Source organism: Cytobacillus oceanisediminis (assembly GCF_004366035.1).
Lineage (GTDB): Bacteria > Bacillota > Bacilli > Bacillales > Cytobacillaceae > Cytobacillus > Cytobacillus oceanisediminis_C.
Genome location: NZ_SOEE01000007.1, coordinates 277,464 through 302,825, shown reverse-complemented (window position 1 = coordinate 302,825; position 25,362 = coordinate 277,464). Strand labels below are relative to the sequence as shown.

The following is a 25,362-nucleotide window of genomic DNA, read 5'->3' as shown; positions in this document are numbered from 1 at the left end:
AAAACCGCCAGAGTTCCCCCTGGCGCAGCTATGCATGTCATTATTTTGAATAAGTACGGCTATAAAGGGTGACATCCTCCATTTTAGAACGATTAGGTTCATACCCTATTCCAGGCCTTTGAGGCACAAATATAAATCCATCTTCCATAATGACTTCAGGACGGATGATATCTTCCTTCCAGTAGTGGGATGATGGGGCCGTATCTCCAGGAAGCGTGAAATTGGACAGTGAAGTAATGGCAATATTGTGCGCACGGCCTATTCCAGCTTCAAGCATTCCGCCACACCACATCGGAATATCATGATCTTCGCAAAGGTCGTGAATTCTTTTGGACTCTGTCAGTCCTCCAACACGGCCGATTTTAAGATTTATGATTCTGCAGCTTCCAAACTCAATCGCTTTTCTTGCATCCTCAAAGGTATGTATACTTTCGTCAAGGCAAATTGGCGTTTTCAGATGACTTTGAAGTTTGGCATGGTCGATAATATCATCATGATCTAAAGGCTGTTCAATCATCATTAGATTAAACTCCTCCATCCTTTGTAGATGATCAATATCATTAAGTGTATAGGCACAATTGGCATCAGCCATAAGCTGTATTTCAGGAAATTGGGCACGGATGGATTTTAAAATATGCACATCCCAGCCGGGCTTGATTTTCACCTTAATCCGCCGATAGCCTTCATTTACATAACCTTCAATTTGCTTGAGCATCTTTACTTCTGACTCCTGTATGCCCACACTTACGCCCACTTCTATTTTTTCCTTTACTCCACCTAAAGCTTTTGCGAGAGATATCCCCTTCTCCCGGGCATAAAGGTCCCAGACAGCACCCTCCAGCGCTGCTTTGGCATTAAAGTTTCCCCTGATAGGCCTGAATGCCTCTGAAACATCATCAGGGTGACGAATTTCTGATGCAAAAAGGATCGGTATTAAATGATCACTCATTATATGCCAATTTGTTTTAACTGTTTCTTCATTGTAAATAGGCTCCATAATGGAAACCGATTCAGCCCAGCCTGACTCTCCGCTTTTTGACTTTACTTCTACCAGAATAAAGTCCTTATCCACTTCCGTTCCGACACTTGTTGTAAATGGATTCAGCAGCTCCATTTTGACGTGCCTTAAAACGACGCTTTTAATGTCCATATTCCCAGTCTCCTAGCAGTATCCCTTTTCTTTTTCCAAGAGATATAAGTATTGGTTTTCCGCCGTTATGTCCCTTATCAAATCCGTTACAATCCAGCCTTTGCTGAGATAATGAATGAATACTTCTTTCGTGCTCTCTCTCCATTTCAAAGCCAATTCAAAATCCCGCTTTTTAATATCCTGAAAATTCCCCGGAACCGGGATAAGAATTTTTTCATTTTCATGAAACAACTGTGTATTTTCAGGAAAATAAAAGCCATCCGACATACCTGTTTCCAATGCCTTCGGCAGAACCTCTTCAGACCATTGACGTTCAGGACATTCCCCTTTAATTCGCCACTCCACTACAAATCGGTCAGATGGTATGCCTGCATTCATATGGTCTGACATTTCACCATAAGCATTTTCGATATATTGAGTGCATACCGCTCCGAGTTTATGCAGATTGAGATTAGCATTAACCGTCTCAAGCGGGTCATATGTCCACGAAATCAGATCATAGCCTTTCTCAAGCGCTGTCTTTTTTTGAGCATTTTTCAGCTTTTCTCCAATCCCGAACGCCCGGTACTCCGCTTGAACCCCAAGGCTGTGAGAGCAAAGATATATCCTTGTGCCGTCAAAGCCAGGAAAGCTGTATTGAAAGCCGATCAGTTCCTCTTCCAGGAAAGCTCCCAAGACAAACCCGCCATTTTTAACCGTTGCCACCGTATGATTAACCGGCACAGCTTCTTCCACACTCCATATGCGGGTTTCAAGTTCGTATACAGCTTCAAGGTCCTTAACTGTGTGAAGGTTTTTAATTGCCAGTGATGTTAATGCTTCTTGCTTCATAACCTTCCCCTTTCCATGAATATCCAAAGACTTTCCGGCCTCTATGCTGCCTTTTTTATGAATGCAATAAAGTTTTAAAAAATAATATGAGCCACAGCTGCTACTATTGGCAGTGTTATCATAGTGCGCAGAAGGAAAATTAGAATTAAATCCTTAATGCTGACAGGCAGATTTGAACCTAATAGCAGGCCGCCCATTTCAGACATGTATACCAGCTGTGTTACGGAGACACAGGCAATAATAAATCTTGTCATTTCACTTTCAATGCCGCTGCCGATGACAGCTGGCAGGAACATATCTGCAAATCCCACCACCATTGTCTGAGCTGCTTCTGCCGCCTCCGGAATTTGCATCAGGGCGAGGATTGGTTCAAACGGCTTGCCAAGAATAGTAAAAGCAGGTGTAAATTCAGCTATTACCAGGGCAACCGTTCCAATCGCCATAACAATTGGCAGAACACCCATCCACATGTCCAAAACATTTTCAACACCTTCTTTTACAACAGCCGCAGCACTATTATTTGTACTCGCTTTCTTAATAGCATTATTGAATCCCCATTTAACAGGTGTAGTATGAGATGGGATATTCGTTTCCGCCTTGAGCTCTGTCCCTTCATAAGCCGTATCTGCTTTCCTTGATAAAGGCGGTATTCGAGGCATTACTATAGCTGCCACCAAACCAGCCAGGATAATCGTAAAATAGTAATGAATGAAATATTGCTCTAAGTCTAAATATTGAATAATTACAATCGTAAAAGTAATGGAAACAACTGAGAAGGTTGTTGCCACCACTGCTGCCTCCCGCTTTGTGTAATAGCCTTCTTCGTATTGTTTTGTCGTTAACAGGACCCCGATTGTCCCGTCACCTACCCACGATGCCAGACAATCAAGCGAAGAACGCCCGGGCAGCTTAAAAACAGGCCTCATAACTTTAATCAATAATGCACCAAAAAATTCGAGGAGACCGAAATTTAATAGAAGCGGAAGCAATAAACCTGCCAGGAGAAATGTAGTAAATAGTATTGGAATTAAATCATAGATTAAGAGTGCACCCGTATTCTCTGAATATATCGGTTCCAGACCGAACTCAAATAATGTAATAATAGCAAAAACTGTTCCAAGTAAACGGGCTGCCACCCAAAACTTGCTCACATTCAGTAATTTGTTCAGATATGGGCTGTCCAAGATAAAGCCCGGTTTAAAAATTACTGCTATCAGTGAGCCAATTACTGAAAGTGCCATGATAAAAACAGTAATTGAAGGTATGGAATCTCCCAGTAATCCATTAATTTGATTTGCTAAATAAGCAACTGGGATTGTAATTCCATCAGCTCCTTGAATCGGTACCATAAATAGTAAAACCCCGACCAGAGAAGGAATTAAAAATTTTAAATAGTCCCCGGTTGTGTAGGATGGCCTTCCCTCCTGCTGAACCATCTTCTTTGATAAACTGCTCATTCATTTTGCCCCCTTTATTTCTGGTATTAACTCCCCTGCTGTTCAAACTTACTCAAAAAACCGCTCTTGTTCAGCATATAAGATTTCCAGTTCCTGCTGTCTTTTTGCAGCTCTTTCATGATCCCGTTCATCGATACCTGCAATCAGCACCTCCAGTAAACTTATTACGGAAGCTGCCGAATGATGCCCAGAATCCATAAGCTCATCCGTAGTAAGCGTAACTTCTGCCAACTGCCCGATTGGTGACAGCTGGCGGTCTGTTATGGCAATAATCCTTGAATCTTGCCTTTCAGCAAAAGATGCAAGCTTTAACGCTTCTTTCCGGTAACGAGGAAAAGAAAAAATGACAACGGCCGATTGATCTGTTAAATCACACACATCCTCAGGAAGAAAACCGTTAGGGCTTGAGATATAAACATTTCCCCTTATTTGTTTAAGCGTGTAATAAAACCAGTATGCTGCGGCAAAAGAGCTGCCAAACCCCCCCACATAAACCCTGTCTGAGCGGATTAATGCATCAATCGCTTTCCAAATTTCCCTTTCATCAACCTGATCAAGCAATTGCCGAAGTATTTTCCTCTCCTGATCAATGACTCTCCTAAACAGGTTCTCTTCCGCAGTATTTTCTATGGAAGAGTCATGTTCAAAGTAATCCACCTGTTTCCCAGCAAGCCACTCTTTTCTTATTCGATCCTGCATTTGGGAATAACCGCTGAACCCAAGTGCGTACGCAAGTCGAATGACCGTTGTCTCACTGACCCCTGCATTTCTCCCAACTTGAAATGCTGTTAATAGAACAGCTTCATCAGCATGCTCCATTATAAATTCAGCAGCTTTCCGCTGTCCTGGCGAGAGTGAGGAATAGCTTTCTTTAATCATCTGGCTCATTGTTTTCTTATCCATGCCGGCTCCTCATGAATAGTGAAGGAAAAACTTCTTATGCAAATTATAAAGCATGAAATGCTTCTCTAACAAGAAGAATTTCTACTATTCAAAATTATTTTTATCTATATTCATCTAGAAATCTATCCTTTTACATGAAGGGATTCCTTCTTTAAGAGAATTTTAAAGGATGAAATACTTCTTTAGCAAGAGGAAAATGTATTTTTAATAAAAATAATTTATTTTTATGCATTAAACTCTAAGGTATTTCTTTATAGATGGATGATTTGGAAAAATATTATCAAGGGAAATTACTTCGATGTCCATAAAAGTTCTAAGAAAGACACTTCACAATAAACGGTTGCATCTTTCCTTTTTCAAATGGAAAGGGCTTTGTGCCCTTCACTGTGGCGGCTCGGTTGGAGCAGCGTTAATCTTATCAATTGTTTGCCATTTATTTAAGGGTTATTAAAAGATTTCGGTCAATTGTTTACTACCAGTGATTTCCCCATTTTTTGGCACACTGGAACGATTGCTTCTTCCATAATGGGAGTTCTCACATATTGCTATGATATATATGAAGAGGGCCTGCAATCATGACCAGGCATGAAATAAAGGAAGATCATTCATTTTTCATTACAAATAACCGAGACCAAAAACACTGGAAGACACGAAAAATAGTTGGTATTAAATTAGTTCATCAAGATAGGCCCATCTCCTTCTATACTTGTCATCTCGGCTGGTGGCACGATGAAGAAGAGTCCTATAAATTCCAGGTTGAATCTCTTCTTTCACAAGCCGCAAAGGATTAATCCGCCATTTTAATGAGAGATTTCAACAGCTCCGCTCGTGTCCGCAATGAAGGTTATGACTTTCTGACAGGCAATGGGCTCTACTAAACTTATGAATTAGCTTCCAGGTAGGATTCGGGTGTTACTGTTAAAGGAAGGATTTTCGGCTGGGAGGACATTAAACATGATATGCGGATTGATTTAATTCTTTCGGCTCAGCCTATCCAGCCGAAATATTCACGGGTAATTTTTAACGGCACACACAAACCAATCATTTCAGATCATTATGGCGCTGAAATTGAAATATAGGCAAAAGTCCCTGACAATACTGTAAGGGACTTTTTTTACACTTTTAGCTTATAGATGGGTTCAGGATGGAAGGCCTGAAAGATCTCCTGTTGGTTCAAAACCAACTTTCGTATAAACACGAATAGCCGGCTCATTCTCCTTGATGACTAATAGGCAGATTTCATCACAAGCATACATCTCTTTCATTTCCTCTATCACAAGTCTAATAGCCGGTATACCGTACCCGTTCAAGACAAAAAAGCCTCCCTGCTTAAGTAAAACAGGGAGGCTTTCGCAGCATTATTTTTTCCGCTTCTTTGTCAATCTTCCTAATAGGAAAGCTCCTGCAGCCACACCAATCACAGTATTGGTTTTCTTATTAAATACCTGCTTGGCAACAAGATTTAAATTCTGCGGCCTTTCAGCCAGGCGCCTCATGAAGTAGCCGTACCAGTCATTTCCAAATGGTACATACGTACAGAAATTATAGCCTTCACCAGCAAGCTTCAGCTGCATATCCTTGCGGAAGCCATAAAGCATTTGAAATTCAAATTTCTCGTTAGGGATATTGTTAGCCCTTACAAAATCTTTTACATGATTAATTACTTTATGGTCATGTGTTGCAATAGATGTAAATTTGCCATTCAGCAAATGCCATTCTATTAATTTTATAAAGTTAGCATCGATGTCACTTTTTTCCTGATAAGCAATTTCTTCAGGCTCCTTATAAGCCCCTTTTACAATGCGCAAGCGGAAATCTTTATATTTCATTAAATCTTCTTCAGCATCCAGGAAATAGGCTTGTATAACTGTACCTATGTTATTATATTCTTTAGATAATTCATCCAGTAAATCAAAGGAAGGCTGCAAACGCTTAGAGTCTTCCATATCCATATTCACAAAAATACCATAATTGCTTGCTCTCTCTACTATCTCCCTAACATTTTCAAGACAGAAAGAGTAGTCGATATCCAGGCCTAATTGGGAAGGCTTTAAAGATATATGTGCATCCACCTGATTTTCATGAATGGCCTCTATCACTTCAATTATTTGTTTCTTCGCTTCTGCCGCCTCTTCCTTTTTATATACAAATTCCCCGAGGTTATCGACAGTACAAGAGATGCCATGAGCATTAAGCTCTTTGATGCTTTGAATTGCTTCATCTAAATTTGTTCCCGCAACTACACTCTGCGCTCCCAATTTCAACCCATATTTCTTTGCAGCGCTATTCAGCAATTCGTTTTGGGAAAGGCCGATAAACAGATCTTTCAACATAGAAATATCCCCTAACTCTTGTAATTTCACAATGAAATTATAGCATAGATTTTTAATAAAAATTATTTTGTGAATTTTTATATTTTATCGATTCCCTATCATAATTTCGTTAAAACATTGCAAGGAGTTCCCAGTTCAAAAACAAAATCCCTGTAAACAAAAAAGTGCCTGGCTATTGCAGCCAGACACTTCAAGTATGATTCCGACTGGGTTCGAACCAGCGACCTCTACCCTGTCAAGGTAGCGCTCTCCCAGCTGAGCTACGGAATCGTTAGGATATTTCCCTGTATTGGGGACAATATAAAATATACTTCTTTCTTTCATAAAAGTCAATACCTTAATTTCAACCATAAACTATAAGGTTATCAGGTTTAAAACGAGATTACATTCCCATTACAAATCCTGCATTTATGCCTTAAAGGTATCTTTTTAAGAATTAATGCTTTATAATGCCCTCTATATGATTCTTTTGTTAGCTGAATCAAACCACACAGGGTTACGGAAGGAGAAATTTTAATGAAGAAACTAATGTATCCCTTTTTACTAGTATTAATATCTGCCGTTTTAGCTGCTTGTGGAGCTGATGATGAAAGCAAAAGTGCAGATAAAAAAGAGGAAACGAAAACAGCTGAAACCGACCAGCAGGACCAGCAAAAGCAAATGGAAGAAAAGAAAAAGAAAATGGACAAACAAAAGCTTGATGAAGAAAAGACTGTTGCAATTGTTAATGAAAAGAAAATTCTCGGCCGCGAGTATAACAGTGTGCTTACTTCATCACAAATGATGTATCAGCAAATGGGACAAGACCCTACTACCAAAGATGCTGCAAAGAAAATCAAGGAGCAGACACTCGACAGTCTAGTCGGCCAGACACTTCTTCTCCAGGAAGCCGACAAAAAAGGCTACAAAGCTTCTGATGAGGAAGTCAAAAAGCAGCTGGAAGAAACAAAAGGACAATTCAAGGACGACAAGGAATTCGAAACAGCAATGAAACAGGCTGGCCTTAACCCTGACTCATTAGAGAAGGAAATTGCCAACAATATTAAATATACGAAATATATTAATGGCGAGATTAAACCAGGAGAAGTTACAGATGCTGAAATTCAGAAATTCTATGATGAATATGCCAGCCAGGGTGGTGCTGAAGGACAGGAGCCCCCTAAATTAGAGGAAGTAAAACCTCAGATCAAGCAACAGCTTGAACAGCAAAAACAGCAGGATATGCTGGTTAAGCATGTAGAAGAATTGAAGAAAAGTGCAAAAATCGATATTAAGGTTTAAGTATTTTTAAAGCAGTTCCCATATATGGGAGCTGTTTTTATATGTTAAGGATTAAAAAATGTGCTATTCCTATACTGGACTGTTTGGAATACTAAATAATTTTCTTCCTTTTCTTTCCCTTGAGAATTTATTTAAATACGGTAATATGTATTGGGGAGGATGCAACATGATTAAACATACAACACTCATTCAAATAATTGCAGGATATTTAATTCTCACTCTCGGTGTCTCATTAATTATCTTATCCAACCTTGGTGCAGGTGCCTGGGACACTGTTTATGTTGGCCTGTTTAATAAGTTCGGTCTGACAATTGGAACATGGTCATTTCTGGTCACAGCATCTCTTATATTTTTTAATGCTCTGCTGACCTGGGAAAAGCCCCAGTTTAAATCATTTATTGGAACCATTTTAGCGAGTGCGGGGATCGATTTTTGGATGGAGCTTGTTTTTAGCGGCATCACAGTTACAAACTTATCCCTTCAGATCCTTGCCTTCATTACAGGCGTCTCATTACTTGGCTTCGGGGTCTCTATATATATCCGTCCTCAATTATTCAGCGGCCCCATTGATGGATTAATGATCGCAACTGCCAAAAGGCTCAATATCAGCATTAAGACTGCACGTATAATTAATGAATTTCTAGCATTGGCCATTGGCCTTATCTTAGGCGGTCCCGTTGGATTAGGCACATTGTTCGTAGCCGTCTTTTTAGGCTATGCCATACAATACGGCACTGTTTTGCTTAATCACTTGAAAAACAAGGGGTTAAAGATTATTTAAAAGACTTCATTTGTGAAGTCTTTTTTTATGCGAACAAATTTTCGTATTTTGCTTGAAAAGGAACGTGCGTTCGTATATAATGTAAATAAAAGTAAGGAGGGATTTCTATATGAAAGGAATTCTTTATCGAGCTATGGAAGAGAGAAAGCCTGTGGAAATCATTTATCTCTCCAAACGCAATTCATTTACACAAAGAAAAATATTAATCAAAGAACTTCGAGGCAGCACGATTTTAGCCTATTGTTTATATAGAAAACAAATGCGCATCTTCAACTTGAACCATATCATGTCCATTTTGCCCGAAAAGAAAGCTCGCCAAATCAGCTAAAAGGAGCTTTCTTTCAAAATATTTCATTTTATTCATTCAAAGCCTGTATTTCACTTGGGGAGTACGGCTTTTTACTATGCTCCTTTCATTCTCCGATTATTTGGTCTTCATCCGGGTATATACTCTCTAACCGGGATTTGGCCCTTAAATAATTTAAACTGAAGAAAGGAAGTATTTTATTAAAAGCAACTCATTGATTGCTGCTTTGTGTTCAGCAATCCTTATACTGGCAGGCTGTAATCAGAGTGAAGAGCAAATTGTCGAGGATGAAGACAAAAATAATCCTTCTACGGAGGAACAGCGGGAGGAAACAGAGAAAGCTCCGGAAGATAACAAAAAGATAACTGAAGAAGTTGGTTTAGGAGACATACGGGACCTTTTCACAAAGGCTTATGGGGAAAATAAAAATAATGATGAAATTGCCCGCTTCAACGGAGACAGTATGCTGGAAGAGTTTGAAACGCATCGTGCAATAAAAGTTGAGATGCAATTTAAAAATATGGAAAAAGATATGAGTAATGAAGAGGTTCTTGCTTTTATCGAAAAACGCATTCCAAAAGATGCTGAAGAAGTTAACAGATTTAAAGAAGATAACAATCAGCGTGAGATCATTGAGTATAAAAGCGAACTATTAAAAGAAGCCCTCAGTTATGAAGTATATGAAGGAGAAGAAACAGGCACATTCACTGTGTTATTAACCAGCAGCGAAGAAGATTATGTTAATGCAACCCTTTCAATCGGCCATAGCGATCAGGGGGCCTGAAAGTCTAAGGATGCAGAAGCAAAAAAGGAAGGATCTCATCATGTGAGCATCCTTCCTTCTACATTTATTAAGCTGTTTGAGGCTTTGCCTGATCGTCTTTTTTAATGAAAACCTGCAGTGCTATCAACAGGATAAAAATAACTAATCCAACAATGTCAGTTACCCCTTCAGGATATATTAGCATTAGTCCGCCTGCAATTCCCAGCAGCCTTTCAATAATATTTAATTTACGCAGCCAGAAGCCAATTACGCCAGCCCCAATTGCCATCATACCTGCCAAGGCGGTGAATACTACCCAGATTAAGTAATACCAGGTTGTATCAATCATCAATAACTCAGGTGAAAGGACAAACATGTATGGAATAATAAAAGCTCCGATAGCAAGCTTGGATGCTGTTACTCCTGTCTTTATCGGATCTCCACCGGATACGCCCGCCGCCGCAAACGCTGCAAGAGCAACTGGCGGTGTGACATCTGCCACAATACCGAAGTAGAAAACAAATAAGTGAGCAGATAAATCAGGTACACCCAGCAAGATGATCGCAGGGGCGGCTATTGTTGATGTAATAACATAGTTTGCAGTTGTTGGTGAACCCATTCCCAGGATTATCGCTGCAACCATTGTCAGCATTAGAGTCGGAATCAACAGACCGCCTGAAAGATCAAGAAGACCATTCGCCATCTTTAATCCAAGACCTGTCTTTACAACAACTCCAACAATTATACCTGCCGCAGCTGTTGCTGCAGCAACGCCCAAAGCGGTGCGCGCACCATCAACCAAGGCATCGATAGCATCTCTGAATCCAATGCGCGTTTCCTTGCTTATCATACTTACTGCAACCGTAATTACAATTGACCAAAGAGCAGCACGTATTACACTCATTCCGCTCATTAGCAGGATGATAACTGCCAAAATAGGCAGCAGCAGATAAATCTTTTTCAATACTTCTTTACGGTTAGGCATCTCTTCATCTTTCAGCCCTCTGAGACCTACACGTTTTGCTTCGAAGTGAGTCATGATCCAGACCCCGGCAAAATATAGAAGTGCCGGAATAGCAGCTGCCTTTGCAATATCCCAGTATGTAATGCCGCCGCCAATAAACTCAACCATCAGGAATGCAGCAGCACCCATGATTGGAGGCATAATCTGGCCGCCGGTTGATGCAGTCGCTTCAACTGCGCCAGCGAATTCTTTCTTGTACCCAAGCTTTTTCATCATTGGAATGGTGAAAGATCCAGAGGTTACTACGTTAGCTACGGAACTTCCGCTGATAGTCCCCTGGAGAGCACTTGAGAAAATGGCCACTTTCGCCGGTCCGCCAGTTCTCTTTCCGGCGATGGACACAGCCAAATCATTAAAATATTGACCTACACCCGTTTTTACAAGGAATGAACCAAATAATAAGAATAAAAATATAAAGGTGGCAGATACGCCTAAGGGGGTACCCAGGATCCCCTCTGTCGTAAAGAACATGGTCTGCACCAATCTTTCTAAATCAAGACCGCGGTGCGCTAAAAATGCCGGCATATACGGCCCGAACATAGCATAGGCAAGAAAAATGACGGCAATAATGGTAATTGGAAGTCCAACTGCGCGCCTTGTCGCTTCCAGAACCAGAAGTACTGCAATTAATCCTACATAAAAATCAATCTCGGTCAGACGGCCAGCTCTCATGACAATTTCATCAATAAATAGAGGCCAATAAGCTCCGACAGCAATACCCAGTATAGCTAAAATGATATCGTACCAGGCAACTCTATGCTTTCGGCCTCTATCTTTCTTCCTTGCAGGGAATAATAGAAATATTAGGGCTAAAGCAAAGCCTAAATGAATCGAACGCTGCAGCTGGGCTGTAAGCATTCCGAAAACCCCTGTATATAGATGGAACAGTGAAAATGCTAAAAGCCCAAAAAAGACGATCCAGCCTAATACTCCTCCTAATTTCCTTGTACCAGCCTCTGGATCGTATTTTTCCAGCAATTTTTGCTGTTCCTCAAGAGATAATGTTTCTCCTTTATTTTCCAAGGATATTCACTCCTTTCAACACCTCGAATAAGTTTATTTTTTTTGCCTTTATCCGTACCCATGTGCCAGGTTCGATATAATCTGCAAGGACATATTCTTCGCCCTGCAAAATCAATCTGTGATTCGCTCTGACCTTACCCAGCCTTAAGTCAAATGAAGGAAAAACCCTTTTCATATTCTTAATATAATATTTGCCGTCCTTTTGTTCAAATGTTTCTCCATCTGAAGCATTCTCAGGCATGCCGATGGCAAAATCCTCATACATGAGTTCGAACAATTTAATACTTCCATCCTCGGTTATAGTATAGCTTTCTACAACATCTGTAAGGTGGATGGAATGTGTATACTTTATCTTAAAGGTTCTGTCCTCTTTAATCGGGAAATAAGCAATCACCTTTCCTTTGTTTTGATACTCAAAAACAACTGCCTGCTTAATGGGTATGAAGAACATGATTGCGATGGTAATGATTACGAGGAGTGCCAGGACCGCTTTTTTGTTCCCTGGCTTATTAAATTTCATGAAACCTCCACCTAAAAAATATTGTCAGCTTTTACAATTGATTGCCATTTCATTTTAAAATTAATTGACCGGCGCAATAACCTTATTAGGTTTTACAGCCGGCCAAATTTAATCATTGGATTATGTTATTGAAAGATTATTCAGCTTTAAAGCCTTTTTCGTCAAAGTACTTTTTAGCACCAGGGTGCAGTTCAATGCCAGTACCCTTTACAGCATTTTCAGCCTTAATCATTTTTCCTTTGGCATGTGTAACTTTGTCAAGATTCTCAAAGATTGCTTTCGTAACATCGTAAACTACATCCTCTGAAAGGTCATTTGAAACAACAAGCATTGCCTGTACTGCTACTGTTGGCACAGCTTCTGCAAGCTTATATGTTCCAGATGGCACTTCATCTTGTACATAGTAAGGATATTTTTCGATTAATGCATCGATTTTATCCTGTTCAATCGGAACGATCACAACATCTTCAGTTGCAGAAAGTCCTTCAACAGCACCTGTAGGAGTTCCAGCTGTAACGAATGCTGCATCAATATTGCCATCCTGGATTCCGGCAGTTGACTCATCAAAAGAAAGATCCTGCTTTTGAATGTCATCCAATTTGATTCCGTGCACTTCAAGAATCTGTTCTGCATTCGCAGCAGTTCCTGAACCAGGAGCTCCGATTGAAACTTTTTTGCCTTTTAAGTCTTCAACAGATTTAATGCCAGATTTTGCAGTAGTAACGATCTGAATCGTTTCCGGGTAAAGCGTGCCGACCGCACTCACATTATCCACAGCTGCACCTTCAAACATTAATTTTCCTTCTTGTGCATATGAAGCAATATCTGTTTGAGAGAAAGCAATCTCAGCATTGCCATCTTTCAGTGTGTTCATGTTCTCTGCAGATGCACCTGAAACTTCAGCATTTGTATCAATGCCTGTAGCATCAGAAATAATCTCAGCGAATGATCCGCCCAGCGGATAGTATGTACCGCCTGTTCCACCAGTTACGATGCTCATGAATTTAGGCTTGTCTGCGCCGCCTTCTCCATCGCCGCCGCCTTCATCTTTTCCGCCGCCGCATGCTGCAAGAACCATAGAAAGCGCTAACAGAAGAGCTGTGGCTAGGAATATACTTCTCTTTTTCATCCTATTTCCCCCTTATAAAGATTAGATTTTATCAATTATATACTAACATAAACCTTATCTGAATTGTCAAATGATCCTTCCCTGCTTTTAAAATTTGCCGTTAATTGTCTTTTTGAATGCTGATTCACCCTCTCTGTGAATTTTATCCAAAATAAAGCGGCATGCCTCATGCATGAGAATGCATGTAAAAAGCAATTCCTATATATATATGATAAAATCTCATTGTAAACTCTTACATAACACATTAGAACTAAACGGAGGAACAAAAATGATGGATTACCCTAGAGGTTCAATACAAGATATTGCAATCGAAAGCAAGGAACTGGGCGAAGAGGTTGAACTGCTCATTTATTTGCCCGCTTCCTTTTCACCTTTATATAAATACACAGTTGTTATAGCCCAGGATGGTAAAGATTACTTCCAGCTTGGAAGAGTCGGACGCATAGCGGATGAATTATTAAACAAAAAAGAAATTGAAAATATTATCATTGTTGGAGTCCCTTATAAAAACGTCAAAGACAGATGGAAGAAATATCATCCGGACGGTGAACAGCATAATGCTTATATTCGTTTCCTTGCACACGAACTGGTTCCATATCTTGACCGTGAATTTCCTACTTATCAAATGGGAATGGGACGTGCCCTTATGGGAGACTCACTTGCGGCAACTGTTTCATTAATGGCAGCCCTGCAATACCCTAATACTTTTGGGAGGTTAATTCTTCAATCACCTTATGTTGACACCTCCGTTACAGAGGCAGTGCAGGAATTTACGCAGGCCCACCTTCTTAATATTTATCACGTTATCGGGAAAGGCGAGACATCTGTAAAAACCACAGGAGGTGAAGAGAAAGATTTCCTTACACCAAATCGGGATCTTTCCAGTTTGTTTAAGCAGAAACAATTCCCTTACTTCTATGATGAATTCGATGGCGATCATACATGGACATACTGGCAGCCTGATTTAAAAAGGGCGCTAAAGTCTATGTTTTAACTTCAGAATTATGTAAAAAGACCTATTCATTCGCTATAAAAAGATTATCTTGACATACTGTTTTTTATTATGAAAAAAGGTATAATTATATAATGAATTTAGAAAATTTGCTATAATAGACCAACCAAGTGTTTTTCATTTCATTTTAGCCTGCCAGTTATAAAAAACATTAATGAACATGGAGGTTGTTGTATGAACACTAATTACGGCATAGTTATTTTCCCGTCAAAAAAATTGCAGGATTTGGCCAATTCTTATAGAAAGCGATATGATCCGCATTATGCTTTAATTCCTCCGCATGTAACATTAAGATCGCGCTTTGAAGCATCTGAAGAAGAAATAAAACAGCTGACGGAAACACTTCATGGAATAGCTGATAAACACGAGCCATTTCATATTAATGCTACAAAAATCAGCTCTTTCCAGCCTGTCAACAATGTCATTTATTTTAAAATTGAGCCTTCAGCCCAGCTTGAAGAGTTACATATTGAACTGAATGATCATATTAGCGGCGATACACCTGAATATAATTTTGTTCCCCATATTACCATCGGACAAAAACTCTCCAATGATGAACATTCCGATGTATATGGGAGCTTAAGAATGCAGCCTGTTAATCACGAAGAGGTTGTGGATCGTTTTCATCTTTTATATCAGCTGGATAACGGTTCATGGACCGTTTATGAAACATTCAGGCTAGGAAAGGAATAGTGAAAAGTGGAAGTAAAAGTAGTCTCATCTGAACAAGAATTGCATGATGCCTTCTCAGTAAGGAAACAAGTTTTTATCAACGAGCAAAATGTTCCCGAGGAAGAGGAAATCGATCAGTTCGAAGACGAAGCAGTCCATTTTGTACTATATAATAATGGCATGCCTGCAGGTGCCGGAAGATTTCGTACAGTTGACGGCAATGGCAAAGTGGAAAGAATATGCGTTCTGAAGGAGAACCGTCAGAGCGGCTCAGGAAAGGCAATAATGGATAAAATTGAAGAGCATGCTAAGAAACAAGGCTTGCCTGCCTTAAAATTAAATGCCCAGACGCAGGCTATCCCTTTTTATGAAAAGCTGGGCTATCAGGTAATCTCGGAAGTATTCATGGATGCCGGGATTCCCCACCGTACAATGAAAAAAAAGATATAACGGACAAGCTTCTGCCAGGATGGCAGGAGCTTTTTTGTATGCAATAATTTTGGGGCAATCAGCAAATACTATTCCAGATACAGCATTTTAAGGAGTGGTTTGAATGGAATATTTACATATCATAAATGTACTTGTGATAGGATATATTTTCTTATTTATTATGGCAAAACTCCTGGGAAAAACTCAGATCACACAGATTACTCCTTTTGATTTTATCTCTGCCATCGTTTTAGGCGAGCTGGTGGGTAATGCCTTATACGATCAGGAGACTGGAATCCCCGAAATATTCTTTGCTGTTGCTGTATGGGGGACTCTCATTTACGCAACAGAAATCCTTACCCAGAAATTTAAACGGGCACGCAAGCTTCTTGAAGGTGAGCCCTCTATTGTTATAAAAAAAGGAAGAATCGTCTATGAAGAACTGAAGAAAAATCATCTTGACCTTAATCAGCTTCAGCACCTCCTCCGTTCAAAGGACGTCTTTTCTATCAGGGAATGCGAATATGCCATTCTTGAAACAGATGGAACGGTAAGTGCATTAAAAAAACCTCTTTACTCGACCCCAACCATTAGGGATTTAAAACTCCCTAAAAATAAGATTGAGCTGCCAGTAACTTTAATTTTAGACGGAGAAGTGATTTGGGATAATCTCAAAAGCATCAATTGGGATGAAACAAACCTGATCCATGAAATTAAAAGCAACGGCGCCAATAATGTCAAAGATGTCTTATATGCAGAGTGGAAAAAAGGAGAGGCTTTGCACGTGCAAACGTACTGAGCCTCTCCTTCTCTTTGGATAGAAACTGCTGAAATTAAGATAACTGTCTAATAAGGTTTCGGCATCTTTTAGGAGGCCGCCTACCACCTCGAGGTGTCAGGGGTGAGCACCAAGGGAAAGCTTCCTTGGATGCGCTTCCGCTTTTCCTATATGCATTCACTAATATAGCGGCCTTTACCCGTCAGCTCGCCGTATGTTTCTTCTGCCTTCTTTCTGGTGCTCCGTGTTTGGATGTCAGCCCGCTGCTGAGAATTTAATTTGGTTAGCCTTCTTTGAATATTAAGAGGAAGCTCATGACGAAAATCTTTTGAATTGGATTGTGCCGATATTTTGGCAACTGGCACGAAATGAAATGGATCATATTTTGTGTCAATCTCTCTTTCTGCATACTGACTATATTGATATGAAGTTACAGGTAAAATGTAGCCCATGAATGCTCCCCTCTCTTTTCTCTATGTATGTGATTATTAAAGGTATACGAAACAATATTTACTTTTATGTACCCGTTTACATAAAATTTTAAACAGAAAAGCACTTTAGAATCCTTTGCCGGTTTGTTATGATAAAATTTGTCTTGTTGTAAGGAAGATGATTAATAATTTAAACTCGGCAATTTATAAAAATGGGGTATTTTTTATGAAGACAGCAATTTTACATAATAAAGCAGTGAATCTGGAACAATTGAATCGGGAAAGTTTTCAGCATATTTATGAAGAAGGCAAAAAAGGAAAGCTGTATTGCCCTGATTGTGGAGTTTCTGTCCGTTTGTATTTAGGAATTATGGATGAGCCTCATTTTTATCATATTCAGCAAAGCAGCAGAATGTGCAAGGATATAGTGACGAAAAAAGAATCAGCCACGATTGAAACTGAAGAATATATAGAAAGAAACGGCTTTAAAATTCCTGTTTCAAGGCCAATTGCTTCTGCTGCTGTAAAAGAAATCGAATCAGCCTTTAAAAAAGCTCAGCCAGCAAAAAATATCCCCCCTTATATCCAGGAAAGCACTCACAATCAAAGTTTCCCTGATGAATACTTAAAGTCCCTTTCACAAGCAGGAGTCTTTTTGGATGAACAGCAGGCTGCGGCTGTCTCACATATTAATGGGCCTCTGCTCGTTCTTGCAGGAGCAGGGAGCGGCAAGACCCGAGTTTTAACAACCAGGACTGCTTTTATGCTTCGCGAGAAAAATATCGATCCTAAATCAATAATGCTCGTTACTTTTACAGCTAAGGCTGCGGCTGAAATGAAGGAGCGCCTTATCCAATATCCCGGAATGGATTCACGAAAAGTCAGGCAAATCGTTTCAGGGACTTTTCACAGCTTATTTTACCGGATTCTCTCTTTCCACAATCCGGGAAAATGGTCTTCCGTCAAGCTCCTTAATAAAGAGTGGCAGCGGGAACAGATCATTAAGGAATCCAGCAAAGACTTAAAGCTCGATGAAAAGGAATTTGCCTTTGACCTTGCCCTCCAGCAAATTAGCTATTGGAAAAACTCTCTTATTGGTCCTGGGAAGGTTCATCCAAAGAATGATTGGGAGGAACAGACCGCGATACTTTATCAAAGGTATGAACAAACAAAATTAAGAAGAGAATTATTTGATTTTGATGACATGCTGACAGGCTGCCATGCTCTTTTTCATGAAAAGCCTGAAATTCTTGAACAATATCAAAATCGCTTTCATTATTTCCTGATCGATGAGTTCCAGGATATTAATAATGTTCAATATGAGCTTATGAAAATGCTGTCCGATAAAACAAAAAACGTCTGTGCAGTGGGTGACGATGATCAATCTATTTATGCTTTCAGAGGAAGCGATCCCCAATATCTTTTAGATTTCGAGAAAGATTTCCCTGGTGCTAAGGTTATAACATTGAATCAGAATTACCGCTCTGCTCACGAGATCGTATCAGCAGCAAACCAAATCATTTCTCTAAATAAACATAGACGTGCCAAAAGCATGAATGCCCAATTTTCTGGCGGGCAGCACCCATTTCTCTTTTTTCCTTTTGATGAGGAAGAAGAAGCAACGATGATCATGACTGATATTCAGGAAAAAATTGAAGAAGGATATGAGCCGCGGGATTTTGCAGTATTATTCCGCACTCATACTGGCAGCAGGGCCATTTTTGAAAGGCTGGCCAATTCCAGCCTTCCGTTTAAATTGGATCAGGATGCCGAATCATTTTATGATCGGTTTATTGTTAGAAGCATGCTTGCTTTTCTAAAGTTATCATTAAATGAAGATGACCAGAATGCTTTGAAAGATATGCTTCCGTCTCTATTTGTTAAACAATCAGTCCTTCAGGATATTAAGGCAGAAAGCATCTTGCAGGATTGCTCAATGCTGGAGTGTCTAAAGTTTATAAAAACAGGATTTGCTTTTCAGGAAAGCAAATTAAAAAAAGTGATCTCTGTTACCAGATCAATCTCCGGACTTAGTCCCATCACTGCATTTGAAACTGTTGAAAAAGAGCTGGGCTTCCAGGACTTTTTAAAAAAACGCGGCAATGAAGGCAATAAAATGGATAAAGGCTCTGATGATATAAAAGATTTGAAGGTCGCTGCGCGCAACTTTGAATCTCTTCATGAATTTCTGGAGCATACTGAACATATGAGAGCCATGAACAAAGAAATCAAGCGCCTCAGCAGGAATAATGATAATGCCATTACTTTAAGCACTATCCACCGTGCAAAAGGCCTTGAATATAATGTGGTATATGTTGCCGGTGCAGTTGAAGGAAACCTCCCGCATGATCATGCACTGGAAGCTTACCGTTCAGGTGAGTCTGCACCGCTAGAGGAAGAACGAAGGTTAATGTACGTTGCCGTTACAAGGGCAAGGAAGGACTTATACATTTCTGTGCCGGAAAAAAGGCGGGGACGGAAGGCATATGCCTCAAGGTTCATTGCCCCCATCACAAGAAGCGGCAGGAACAAAGACGGAAAATAAACAGAAGACCTGGCTGCAACCTGGCCAGGCCCTTCTGTTATTTTTTATTCATCATCTGGGAAATTGTGTTAAAGTCAAGCTGCTTTCCATCAGCAACAATTGATTTCACAATTTTATCTTCCATATCCTTGGAAACGGGTTTATTTGCAATTTGCGAAACTCTCTTGATTACATTTCGTACTGTTTTTTCATCTTTAAAATTTGCATTCTGCAATGAGCCGGCCAGTTCAAGTACATCCTTCATATTTACGCCTGTTTTCTTTTCAAGGTTTTTAAAAAAGTTGTTATCCATGCTGATCAATCACGCTCCTTCATTTACTCCTTTATATCTTATGAAGGTGGGCGAAAAACGTGAAATGTATTAAAAATTTATGTACTTGATACGCAAAAAAGCCAACACAAAACCTGCTGCTGGTTCTGAGTCAGCCTTTGTGAAATCTAATTGTAGAAACTTGCTCCGACGATAATGAGTAATATGAATAGGACAACGATTAGAACAAACGTATTCTCATAGCCCCCGCCATATCCGCAGCCTCCATAGCCATAGCCCATGCCTCTCACCTCACTTGGATTTCTCCCTGCAACATATGTGAAAATATAGCATGGTGAATGGGCAAGCTCCCAAGGGAGGCTTGGTTTATTCAGTCAGATTGAAATAAAAGGCTTGTTTTTTAATACCTTGAAGGAAATACTAGTGTATTTACCATCTCATTTACCCTTTTGGCTTGAAAATTAGTGCACCGATAAAGCCGAAGATTATCGCAGCTGAAATACCGGAGCTGGTTACTTCGAACATTCCGGTCAATACGCCGACTAGCCCGTGCTGATCAGCTTCCTGAAGGGCTCCATGGACGAGGGAATTGCCAAAGCTTGTTATAGGGATTGTCGCTCCTGCCCCCGCAAAGTCCGCTAGCGGTTCATACAGCCCAACTCCATCAAGAACAGCTCCAATTACAACCAAAAGGCTTAATGTATGGCCAGGTGTTAACTTAAAAATATCAAATAATATTTGTCCAAATACGCAAAATAGGCCTCCAATTACAAAAGCCCAAAAAAACATAGGCAGCATGCAAATATTCCTCCTTTAAACATCCTCTTTAAGTCATTTCAATTGAAACTGCATGTGCAATACAAGGGATGCTTTCACTCTGCTGGAATGTCAATGGCGATAATAAGGCGCCCGTCGCGACAACAAGGATTCTTCTATAAGTCCCTTGCTTCATTTGATTCAAAAGGTGTCCATACAGGACAGCAGCCGAGCACCCTGCGCCGCTTCCTCCAGACTGGACAGGCTGATCATCTTTATAAATCATTAATCCGCAATCTTTAAATTTCTCTCTATCAATTTTCAATCCATTATTTATGAGCAGTTCATAAGCAGTTTCCTGCCCTATTCTCCCAAGATCCCCTGTGACAATCAAATCGTAATGTGATGGATCCAGCTGCATGTCTTTGAAGTGTGCAGTAATGGTATCTGCTGCTGCAGGCGCCATAGCTCCTCCCATATTAAAAGGATCTGTCAGACCCATGTCGATTACTTTACCAATTGTAGCAGAAGTGGTAACCGGCAAATTCGAACCAGCTGATTTTGCGGAAACCAGAGCGGCACCTGCACCAGTTACTGTCCATTGGGCTGTTGGGGGCTTTTGGCCACCGTATTCTGTCGGGTATCTGAATTGTTTTTCAACAGCAGCATTATGGCTCGAAGCACCTGTCAAAACGTGATCAGCACCACGGTAATTAACAATGAAGGATGCCAGCGCAAGTCCTTCCATTGAAGTTGAGCAAGCTCCGAAAACCCCGAAATATGGGATTTGTATCGTTCTTGCACTTAAACTGGAAGGAGTAATCTGATTGATTAAATCCCCGGCAATATAAAATTGTACATCCTCCTTCTGGACATTTGCCTTATTTAAGGCTGTCTGTCCCGCCTCTTCCAGAAGAATCCGATGTGCTTTCTCATAAGAATCTTCACCCATCCACAAATCATCATGCAGAACATCAAAATCTTCTGACAGATTGCCGTTTGCCTCAAATGGCCCGCCGGATACACCTGCAGCTGCAATTACCGGACGGTTTTGAAAGACCCAGGATTGTTTTCCCTTTAGCATTAAATAACCCCCCAAATAATTAATAGCGTTTTAATTAGGGCCACTACAAAAGCCGAAAACACACCAAAAAGAATAACCGACCCAGCAAGCTTGAACATGTTTCCCCCTACACCCAGCACAAAGCCTTCCGTGCGATGCTCAATAGCAGCTGAAATTACAGCATTTCCAAAGCCCGTTACAGGAACGGCACTGCCTGCTCCGCCGAACTGGCCCAAACGGTCATAAACGCCAAAACCTGTCAGAAGCATGGAGATAAAGATCATCGTAGCAACAGTTGGATTACCGGCCGTCTGTTCGGTGAAATTAAAAAAGTAGATATAAAAATAAGTTATTGCCTGTCCAACAACACAGATGAGACCTCCCACCCAGAAAGCACGAATGCAATTTTTCAGGACTGGGCGCTTCAGCTCATGTTTTTGCTCAAGCTTCTCATATTGCTGCTGTTCCGGTGTTTTTGTTTTTTTACTCATGCCCCTGCACCCTTCCTATGTCATTTCATTTTTCAGCTTTATGATTTTATCAAGTTTCTTTTTAGCCTTATTGTCTGTAAAATCGGGATCTTTCATTTTTTCCTGAAGTTCAACTGCCTCAATAAAGATTTTATAATCGCTTGAAACAATGAAGTTCTCATCAGGGTATTTCTCCTCAAGCATTTTTGTCATTTTCTTTTCAATCTTTTTCATGTGGAATCGCTGCAAATGCTTCACTTTGTAAGCAACAAGAGTATCCCCATTGCTTTTTACCACTGCAACATCATACAGTTCTTTCATTTTTTCGACGTCATGCTCAATGTTTTCGACTAAATCCATATTTCCCCTTGTATTTTTATCAATTAATACAGCAGGGGGATTAGTCGTTTTGAGCAGCGCAAGATCGCTATCCGTCACCTTCCCATCTCCGCTGCAGCCTGATAATAAGATCAGTGAAAATGCAATAAACGATAAAAGTCTTTTTTTCATAATAGTCCCTTCCTATGTAGAATCTTTAATTATATTGTCCTCGAATAGTTTTGGATTTATGAATATTACTATCCATCCTATTTTTCCCAGAAAAAAAACAATAAAAAAAAGCCGGGTCCTCCGGCTATTGAGCTTTCTTCGTTTTTTTTCCGCAGCCGCATCCCTTTTTCTTTTTCTTTTTGACCGGCTGTGATTTTTCAGCTTGCTGATCCTTATGATTCTTTAACATCTTTGAGGCCCTCCATTAACAATAATTTTCCTCTTTTTAATTTATGCTGAGCCTCAAAGCTTGTGTAAAACAAACGCCCACATGAAGGAACAAATAGCTATGAGCTAATTAATTAATTTTTGCACCATAGATTCTATAATAGCTGCAAGTCCGGCAACTGCTAAAATCAGCAGCACCGGAACTGCCAATGATGCATAGAAGTAATATGACACATATAAAAAAATCGCACTCCACACACCAGTACACCAGTAACAGCTTAAAAGCTCTCCGAAGAAACCTCGCACTTTTCCATCTTTCACAACCCAATAAACTTCAATTTCGCCTCCGTTTTCATCCTTTTCCTCAACTTCTTCCAAAAAAGGTGTGCGCAAAAACTCGGTAATTTTATCAAATACAATCAGTCTGGTCAGCCTGAAGCTTGCAAGAGCAAAAATCAGCAATTCCATAGGTGTTATGTCCATTTTTTTCACCTCCAATATAAAAAAATAGCCTATTTTTTCAAAAAACAAGGCGTTTGTCCGTAACCCATAGGGCACTTCGGCAATATGTTAGTAGTGTAGACCACAAGAAACAAACAAGGAGGAAAACAAAAATGGGTTGTGGAAAAAAAGACGACTTCAAAGGTAAAGGCTGTGTATGTGAAGTAGTTCGAGCTATAAAAGATATTCAAGATAACGCAGAAGATGTGTGCGAATGCCCTTCAAACTGTTTCCTGGAGCCGCTGGGAGTTATATCACCAACAGGCAGAAAACGCCACAAGCGCCCGGATACCCGCGTATTCACATTAAAAACTGCGGACGGTTCACCATTCCATGCTTTCTTTACAGGAAATGACTGTGCATGTGTATCCATTTTCTTTAGAGTAGAAGAAGTGTTCGATAACTGCTGTGCAGTGCTTCGTGTCCTAGAGCCAATAAATAGAAAACCTGGTCCAGACAAAACAGTCAACCTTGCCGATGACTGCTGCATCGACCTTAAAAAAGTTTGCGAAGTTGACGACTTCCGCAGTACTAATGACTGCGTAACAGTTGACCTAAACTGCTTCTGCGCTGTTCAATGTATTGCCGATGTAGACCTTGATATCTGTGAAGATTAATTTGGAGCCAGCCGTCCATTCGGCTGGCTATTTTTTTCTGTCTAGCTCCTGCACTTTTCTTTTACCTTCTTAGGCCAATCATTTTGACAGCATTTAATGATTGAAGACTAATTTGTTCAATCGATTCATCAAATAGCTTAACCCCGATGGATTCTTCATTTTTCGAAACCAGAAATCCCCTTATTGCCTTATCGCCGGTTTCAAATATACAGGGTATAGGGGGAAGCTGTTTTGGAAAATCAATTAAGTACTCCAGGCGCTCAAGCGTGTCCATTTCCTTAAAGCTTTTTACACGATTGAAAGCAGGTTTTCTTTTTTCCGTCGTAAATGCAAAGGATGCACTTTCATTTTTCTCTTCCCTGCCTGCTTCAAATTCTTCAATAGCTGCCTGCACCTTTACTTCGGTCATATTTTCAGTCTTTTCTTTGGGCATCGCCTGTTCATTTATTTTGTTCCCGGGTTCCGGTACACTTTCTTTTTGTTCCAGTTTACGATCCAGCTCTGCTTTTCTGCTGGAGTAGACTGTTTGCATCCTGGTCTCTGGAAATTGGAAACTCGGCTGCTGTATATAAAATAATGGTTCCTTCACTTTTTTCTCAGCCATTTTTTTGCCCACCTCCGCTAATCTTATTGTTCGTCGTATTATATGTATGCAGAAGATGGGCTTTCGTTTCTGGTGGAAATAAAAAAAGCCCGCTCACATTGGAGCAGGCAATTTCTATTAGAGAATATGATAACCGGAATCTACGTGAATATTTTCACCCGTTATTCCTCGGGACAGGCTGCTGAATAAGAATAAAGCTGTATCCCCGACTTCTTCCGGAGTTGTTGTTTTACGGAGAGGAGCCCGCTCTTCAATTTCTTTCAGGATAGAATTGAACTCGCTAATTCCTTTTGCAGAAAGAGTCCTGATTGGACCTGCTGAAATGGAATTGACCCGAATTCCATCTTTACCGAGGTCGTTTGCCAAATATTTGACACTTGCGTCAAGGGAGGCTTTTGCTACACCCATAACATTATAATTTTTCACAACCTTCTCACCGCCAAGGTATGTGAGAGTCACAATGCTTCCGCCTTCTGTCATTAATCCTTTTGCTTCCTTGGCAATGGCAGTCAGTGAATAAGAGCTGATATTGTGAGCTAAGAGAAACCCGTCTCTTGTGGTGTTCATATATTCTCCCTGAAGTTCTTCTTTGTGGGCAAAGGCTATGCAGTGGGCAATTCCATGAATTACACCAGCTTCCTCCTTAATCGTGCCAAAGCATTTCGCGATGTCTTCATCACTTGTTACATCACAAGGAAGAACTAATGAATGTGCATCCTCCAATGATTCTGCCAATTCACGCACACTTTTCTCTAGTCTTTCTCCCGCATATGTAAAAATTAAACGGGCACCAGCATCATGAAGGGATTTGGCAATTCCCCATGCTATACTTCTTTTATTTGCCACACCCATTACAACGAATGTTTTTCCATTTAGTGAAAGAGTCATTTTAAAATCCTCCTGATTTATTATTACATGTTATTAGTACCTAGTACTAATTGTACAACAATTTATCTGAAAAGAAAAGCCGAAAAAATCCTGCTATTAAAGCAGA

General features: G+C 40.2%; 30 protein-coding genes and 1 tRNA gene. 11 read left to right on the top strand and 20 right to left on the bottom strand.

What is annotated here, in order from left to right; genetic code table 11:
* Positions 1–40: 40 nt before the first annotated feature.
* The 4 genes from menC to DFO72_RS19070 all read right to left on the bottom strand — a co-directional run bounded on the left by menC (position 41) and on the right by DFO72_RS19070 (position 4,341).
* A complete protein-coding gene (gene menC / locus DFO72_RS19085; protein WP_113883294.1) occupies positions 41–1,150 on the bottom strand; it encodes an o-succinylbenzoate synthase in 1,110 nt (369 codons plus the stop codon).
* A gap of 12 nt (positions 1,151–1,162) precedes the next feature.
* Positions 1,163–1,981, bottom strand: a complete 819-nt coding sequence (locus tag DFO72_RS19080) for a GNAT family N-acetyltransferase (protein WP_113883295.1) — start codon at positions 1,979–1,981, stop codon at positions 1,163–1,165.
* Positions 1,982–2,055: 74 nt separating this feature from the next.
* Positions 2,056–3,438, bottom strand: a complete 1,383-nt coding sequence (locus DFO72_RS19075; protein ID WP_113883296.1) for a YjiH family protein — start codon at positions 3,436–3,438, stop codon at positions 2,056–2,058.
* 48 nt (positions 3,439–3,486) lie between these two features.
* Positions 3,487–4,341 carry a MurR/RpiR family transcriptional regulator gene (locus DFO72_RS19070; RefSeq protein ID WP_113883297.1) on the bottom strand — a complete coding sequence of 285 codons (855 nt, stop codon included), beginning with the start codon at positions 4,339–4,341 and terminating at the stop codon, positions 3,487–3,489.
* Between the two features lie 575 nt (positions 4,342–4,916).
* Between DFO72_RS19070 and DFO72_RS30030 the strand changes: the two genes are divergently transcribed.
* Complete coding sequence (locus tag DFO72_RS30030) at positions 4,917–5,132, top strand: hypothetical protein (protein ID WP_243856207.1); 216 nt, start codon at positions 4,917–4,919, stop codon at positions 5,130–5,132.
* A 348-nt stretch (positions 5,133–5,480) separates the two neighbouring features.
* On the opposite strand, the gene DFO72_RS19060 is transcribed toward DFO72_RS30030, so the two are convergent.
* The 3 genes from DFO72_RS19060 to DFO72_RS19050 form a co-directional block, all read right to left on the bottom strand.
* Positions 5,481–5,651, bottom strand: coding sequence for a GNAT family N-acetyltransferase (locus tag DFO72_RS19060; RefSeq protein WP_243856206.1), 171 nt, complete (start codon positions 5,649–5,651; stop codon positions 5,481–5,483).
* A gap of 48 nt (positions 5,652–5,699) precedes the next feature.
* The gene (locus DFO72_RS19055; protein ID WP_113883298.1) at positions 5,700–6,674 is read right to left on the bottom strand and encodes a proline dehydrogenase family protein; all 975 of its coding nucleotides are present in this window, start codon (positions 6,672–6,674) and stop codon (positions 5,700–5,702) included.
* Positions 6,675–6,871: 197 nt separating this feature from the next.
* Positions 6,872–6,944 (bottom strand) — tRNA-Val (locus DFO72_RS19050).
* A gap of 246 nt (positions 6,945–7,190) precedes the next feature.
* Between DFO72_RS19050 and DFO72_RS19045 the strand changes: the two genes are divergently transcribed.
* The 4 genes from DFO72_RS19045 (at position 7,191) to DFO72_RS19030 (ending at position 9,827) form a co-directional block, all read left to right on the top strand.
* Positions 7,191–7,955 (top strand): SurA N-terminal domain-containing protein, encoded by a 765-nt coding sequence (locus tag DFO72_RS19045; protein ID WP_113883299.1) that lies wholly within the window; start codon positions 7,191–7,193, stop codon positions 7,953–7,955.
* A 166-nt stretch (positions 7,956–8,121) separates the two neighbouring features.
* The gene (locus DFO72_RS19040) at positions 8,122–8,736 is read left to right on the top strand and encodes a YczE/YyaS/YitT family protein (protein WP_113883300.1); all 615 of its coding nucleotides are present in this window, start codon (positions 8,122–8,124) and stop codon (positions 8,734–8,736) included.
* 109 nt (positions 8,737–8,845) lie between these two features.
* Complete coding sequence (locus DFO72_RS19035) at positions 8,846–9,064, top strand: hypothetical protein (protein WP_035327332.1); 219 nt, start codon at positions 8,846–8,848, stop codon at positions 9,062–9,064.
* 193 nt (positions 9,065–9,257) lie between these two features.
* Positions 9,258–9,827, top strand: a complete 570-nt coding sequence (locus DFO72_RS19030; protein WP_243856205.1) for a hypothetical protein — start codon at positions 9,258–9,260, stop codon at positions 9,825–9,827.
* A gap of 67 nt (positions 9,828–9,894) precedes the next feature.
* Here the strand turns inward: DFO72_RS19030 and DFO72_RS19025 are convergent, their stop codons facing one another.
* The 3 genes from DFO72_RS19025 to DFO72_RS19015 form a co-directional block, all read right to left on the bottom strand.
* Positions 9,895–11,853 (bottom strand): TRAP transporter permease, encoded by a 1,959-nt coding sequence (locus DFO72_RS19025; RefSeq protein WP_113883302.1) that lies wholly within the window; start codon positions 11,851–11,853, stop codon positions 9,895–9,897.
* Positions 11,843–12,373 (bottom strand): DUF1850 domain-containing protein, encoded by a 531-nt coding sequence (locus DFO72_RS19020; protein WP_113883303.1) that lies wholly within the window; start codon positions 12,371–12,373, stop codon positions 11,843–11,845. Before DFO72_RS19020 ends, DFO72_RS19025 begins: the two co-directional genes overlap by 11 nt.
* Positions 12,374–12,509: 136 nt before the next feature.
* On the bottom strand, positions 12,510–13,502 hold the full coding sequence (locus tag DFO72_RS19015) for a TAXI family TRAP transporter solute-binding subunit (RefSeq protein WP_113883304.1): 993 nt from the start codon (positions 13,500–13,502) through the stop codon (positions 12,510–12,512).
* Positions 13,503–13,770: 268 nt separating this feature from the next.
* Here DFO72_RS19015 and DFO72_RS19010 point away from each other — a divergent pair, with 268 nt between their 5' ends.
* The 4 genes from DFO72_RS19010 to DFO72_RS18995 all read left to right on the top strand — a co-directional run bounded on the left by DFO72_RS19010 (position 13,771) and on the right by DFO72_RS18995 (position 16,414).
* Positions 13,771–14,496, top strand: coding sequence for an alpha/beta hydrolase (locus tag DFO72_RS19010; RefSeq protein ID WP_113883305.1), 726 nt, complete (start codon positions 13,771–13,773; stop codon positions 14,494–14,496).
* Between the two features lie 192 nt (positions 14,497–14,688).
* Positions 14,689–15,207, top strand: a complete 519-nt coding sequence (locus tag DFO72_RS19005) for a YjcG family protein (RefSeq protein ID WP_113883306.1) — start codon at positions 14,689–14,691, stop codon at positions 15,205–15,207.
* 6 nt (positions 15,208–15,213) lie between these two features.
* A complete protein-coding gene (locus DFO72_RS19000; protein ID WP_113883307.1) occupies positions 15,214–15,636 on the top strand; it encodes a GNAT family N-acetyltransferase in 423 nt (140 codons plus the stop codon).
* A gap of 103 nt (positions 15,637–15,739) precedes the next feature.
* A complete protein-coding gene (locus tag DFO72_RS18995) occupies positions 15,740–16,414 on the top strand; it encodes a DUF421 domain-containing protein (RefSeq protein WP_113883308.1) in 675 nt (224 codons plus the stop codon).
* 146 nt (positions 16,415–16,560) lie between these two features.
* On the opposite strand, the gene DFO72_RS18990 is transcribed toward DFO72_RS18995, so the two are convergent.
* Complete coding sequence (locus tag DFO72_RS18990) at positions 16,561–16,845, bottom strand: hypothetical protein (RefSeq protein ID WP_113883309.1); 285 nt, start codon at positions 16,843–16,845, stop codon at positions 16,561–16,563.
* A gap of 205 nt (positions 16,846–17,050) precedes the next feature.
* On the opposite strand from DFO72_RS18990, the gene DFO72_RS18985 reads away from it, so the two are divergent.
* Entirely contained in the window at positions 17,051–19,369 is a 2,319-nt protein-coding gene (locus DFO72_RS18985) for a UvrD-helicase domain-containing protein (RefSeq protein ID WP_113883557.1), read from the top strand.
* A 37-nt stretch (positions 19,370–19,406) separates the two neighbouring features.
* On the opposite strand, the gene DFO72_RS18980 is transcribed toward DFO72_RS18985, so the two are convergent.
* From DFO72_RS18980 to DFO72_RS18950, 7 genes are all read right to left on the bottom strand, one after another.
* The gene (locus DFO72_RS18980) at positions 19,407–19,661 is read right to left on the bottom strand and encodes a stage VI sporulation protein F (protein WP_009331176.1); all 255 of its coding nucleotides are present in this window, start codon (positions 19,659–19,661) and stop codon (positions 19,407–19,409) included.
* A gap of 146 nt (positions 19,662–19,807) precedes the next feature.
* Positions 19,808–19,921 carry a YjcZ family sporulation protein gene (locus DFO72_RS18975; RefSeq protein WP_113883310.1) on the bottom strand — a complete coding sequence of 38 codons (114 nt, stop codon included), beginning with the start codon at positions 19,919–19,921 and terminating at the stop codon, positions 19,808–19,810.
* A gap of 160 nt (positions 19,922–20,081) precedes the next feature.
* On the bottom strand, positions 20,082–20,438 hold the full coding sequence (gene spoVAE, locus DFO72_RS18970) for a stage V sporulation protein AE (RefSeq protein WP_113883311.1): 357 nt from the start codon (positions 20,436–20,438) through the stop codon (positions 20,082–20,084).
* 28 nt (positions 20,439–20,466) lie between these two features.
* On the bottom strand, positions 20,467–21,480 hold the full coding sequence (spoVAD, locus tag DFO72_RS18965; protein WP_113883312.1) for a stage V sporulation protein AD: 1,014 nt from the start codon (positions 21,478–21,480) through the stop codon (positions 20,467–20,469).
* Complete coding sequence (gene spoVAC, locus DFO72_RS18960; protein WP_009331179.1) at positions 21,480–21,950, bottom strand: stage V sporulation protein AC; 471 nt, start codon at positions 21,948–21,950, stop codon at positions 21,480–21,482. Before spoVAC ends, spoVAD begins: the two co-directional genes overlap by 1 nt.
* 15 nt (positions 21,951–21,965) lie before the next feature.
* Positions 21,966–22,439 carry a YhcN/YlaJ family sporulation lipoprotein gene (locus DFO72_RS18955; RefSeq protein ID WP_113883313.1) on the bottom strand — a complete coding sequence of 158 codons (474 nt, stop codon included), beginning with the start codon at positions 22,437–22,439 and terminating at the stop codon, positions 21,966–21,968.
* 333 nt (positions 22,440–22,772) lie between these two features.
* Positions 22,773–23,129: a DUF1360 domain-containing protein gene (locus tag DFO72_RS18950; RefSeq protein WP_113883314.1), complete on the bottom strand. Its 357-nt coding sequence runs from the start codon at positions 23,127–23,129 to the stop codon at positions 22,773–22,775.
* Positions 23,130–23,260: 131 nt separating this feature from the next.
* On the opposite strand from DFO72_RS18950, the gene DFO72_RS18945 reads away from it, so the two are divergent.
* A complete protein-coding gene (locus DFO72_RS18945; RefSeq protein WP_113883315.1) occupies positions 23,261–23,764 on the top strand; it encodes a CotY/CotZ family spore coat protein in 504 nt (167 codons plus the stop codon).
* 61 nt (positions 23,765–23,825) lie between these two features.
* On the opposite strand, the gene DFO72_RS18940 is transcribed toward DFO72_RS18945, so the two are convergent.
* Positions 23,826–24,368 carry a CotO family spore coat protein gene (locus DFO72_RS18940; protein WP_113883316.1) on the bottom strand — a complete coding sequence of 181 codons (543 nt, stop codon included), beginning with the start codon at positions 24,366–24,368 and terminating at the stop codon, positions 23,826–23,828.
* A 117-nt stretch (positions 24,369–24,485) separates the two neighbouring features.
* Positions 24,486–25,256 carry an enoyl-ACP reductase FabI gene (gene fabI / locus DFO72_RS18935; protein WP_113883317.1) on the bottom strand — a complete coding sequence of 257 codons (771 nt, stop codon included), beginning with the start codon at positions 25,254–25,256 and terminating at the stop codon, positions 24,486–24,488.
* Between the last annotated feature and the right edge of the window lie 106 nt (positions 25,257–25,362).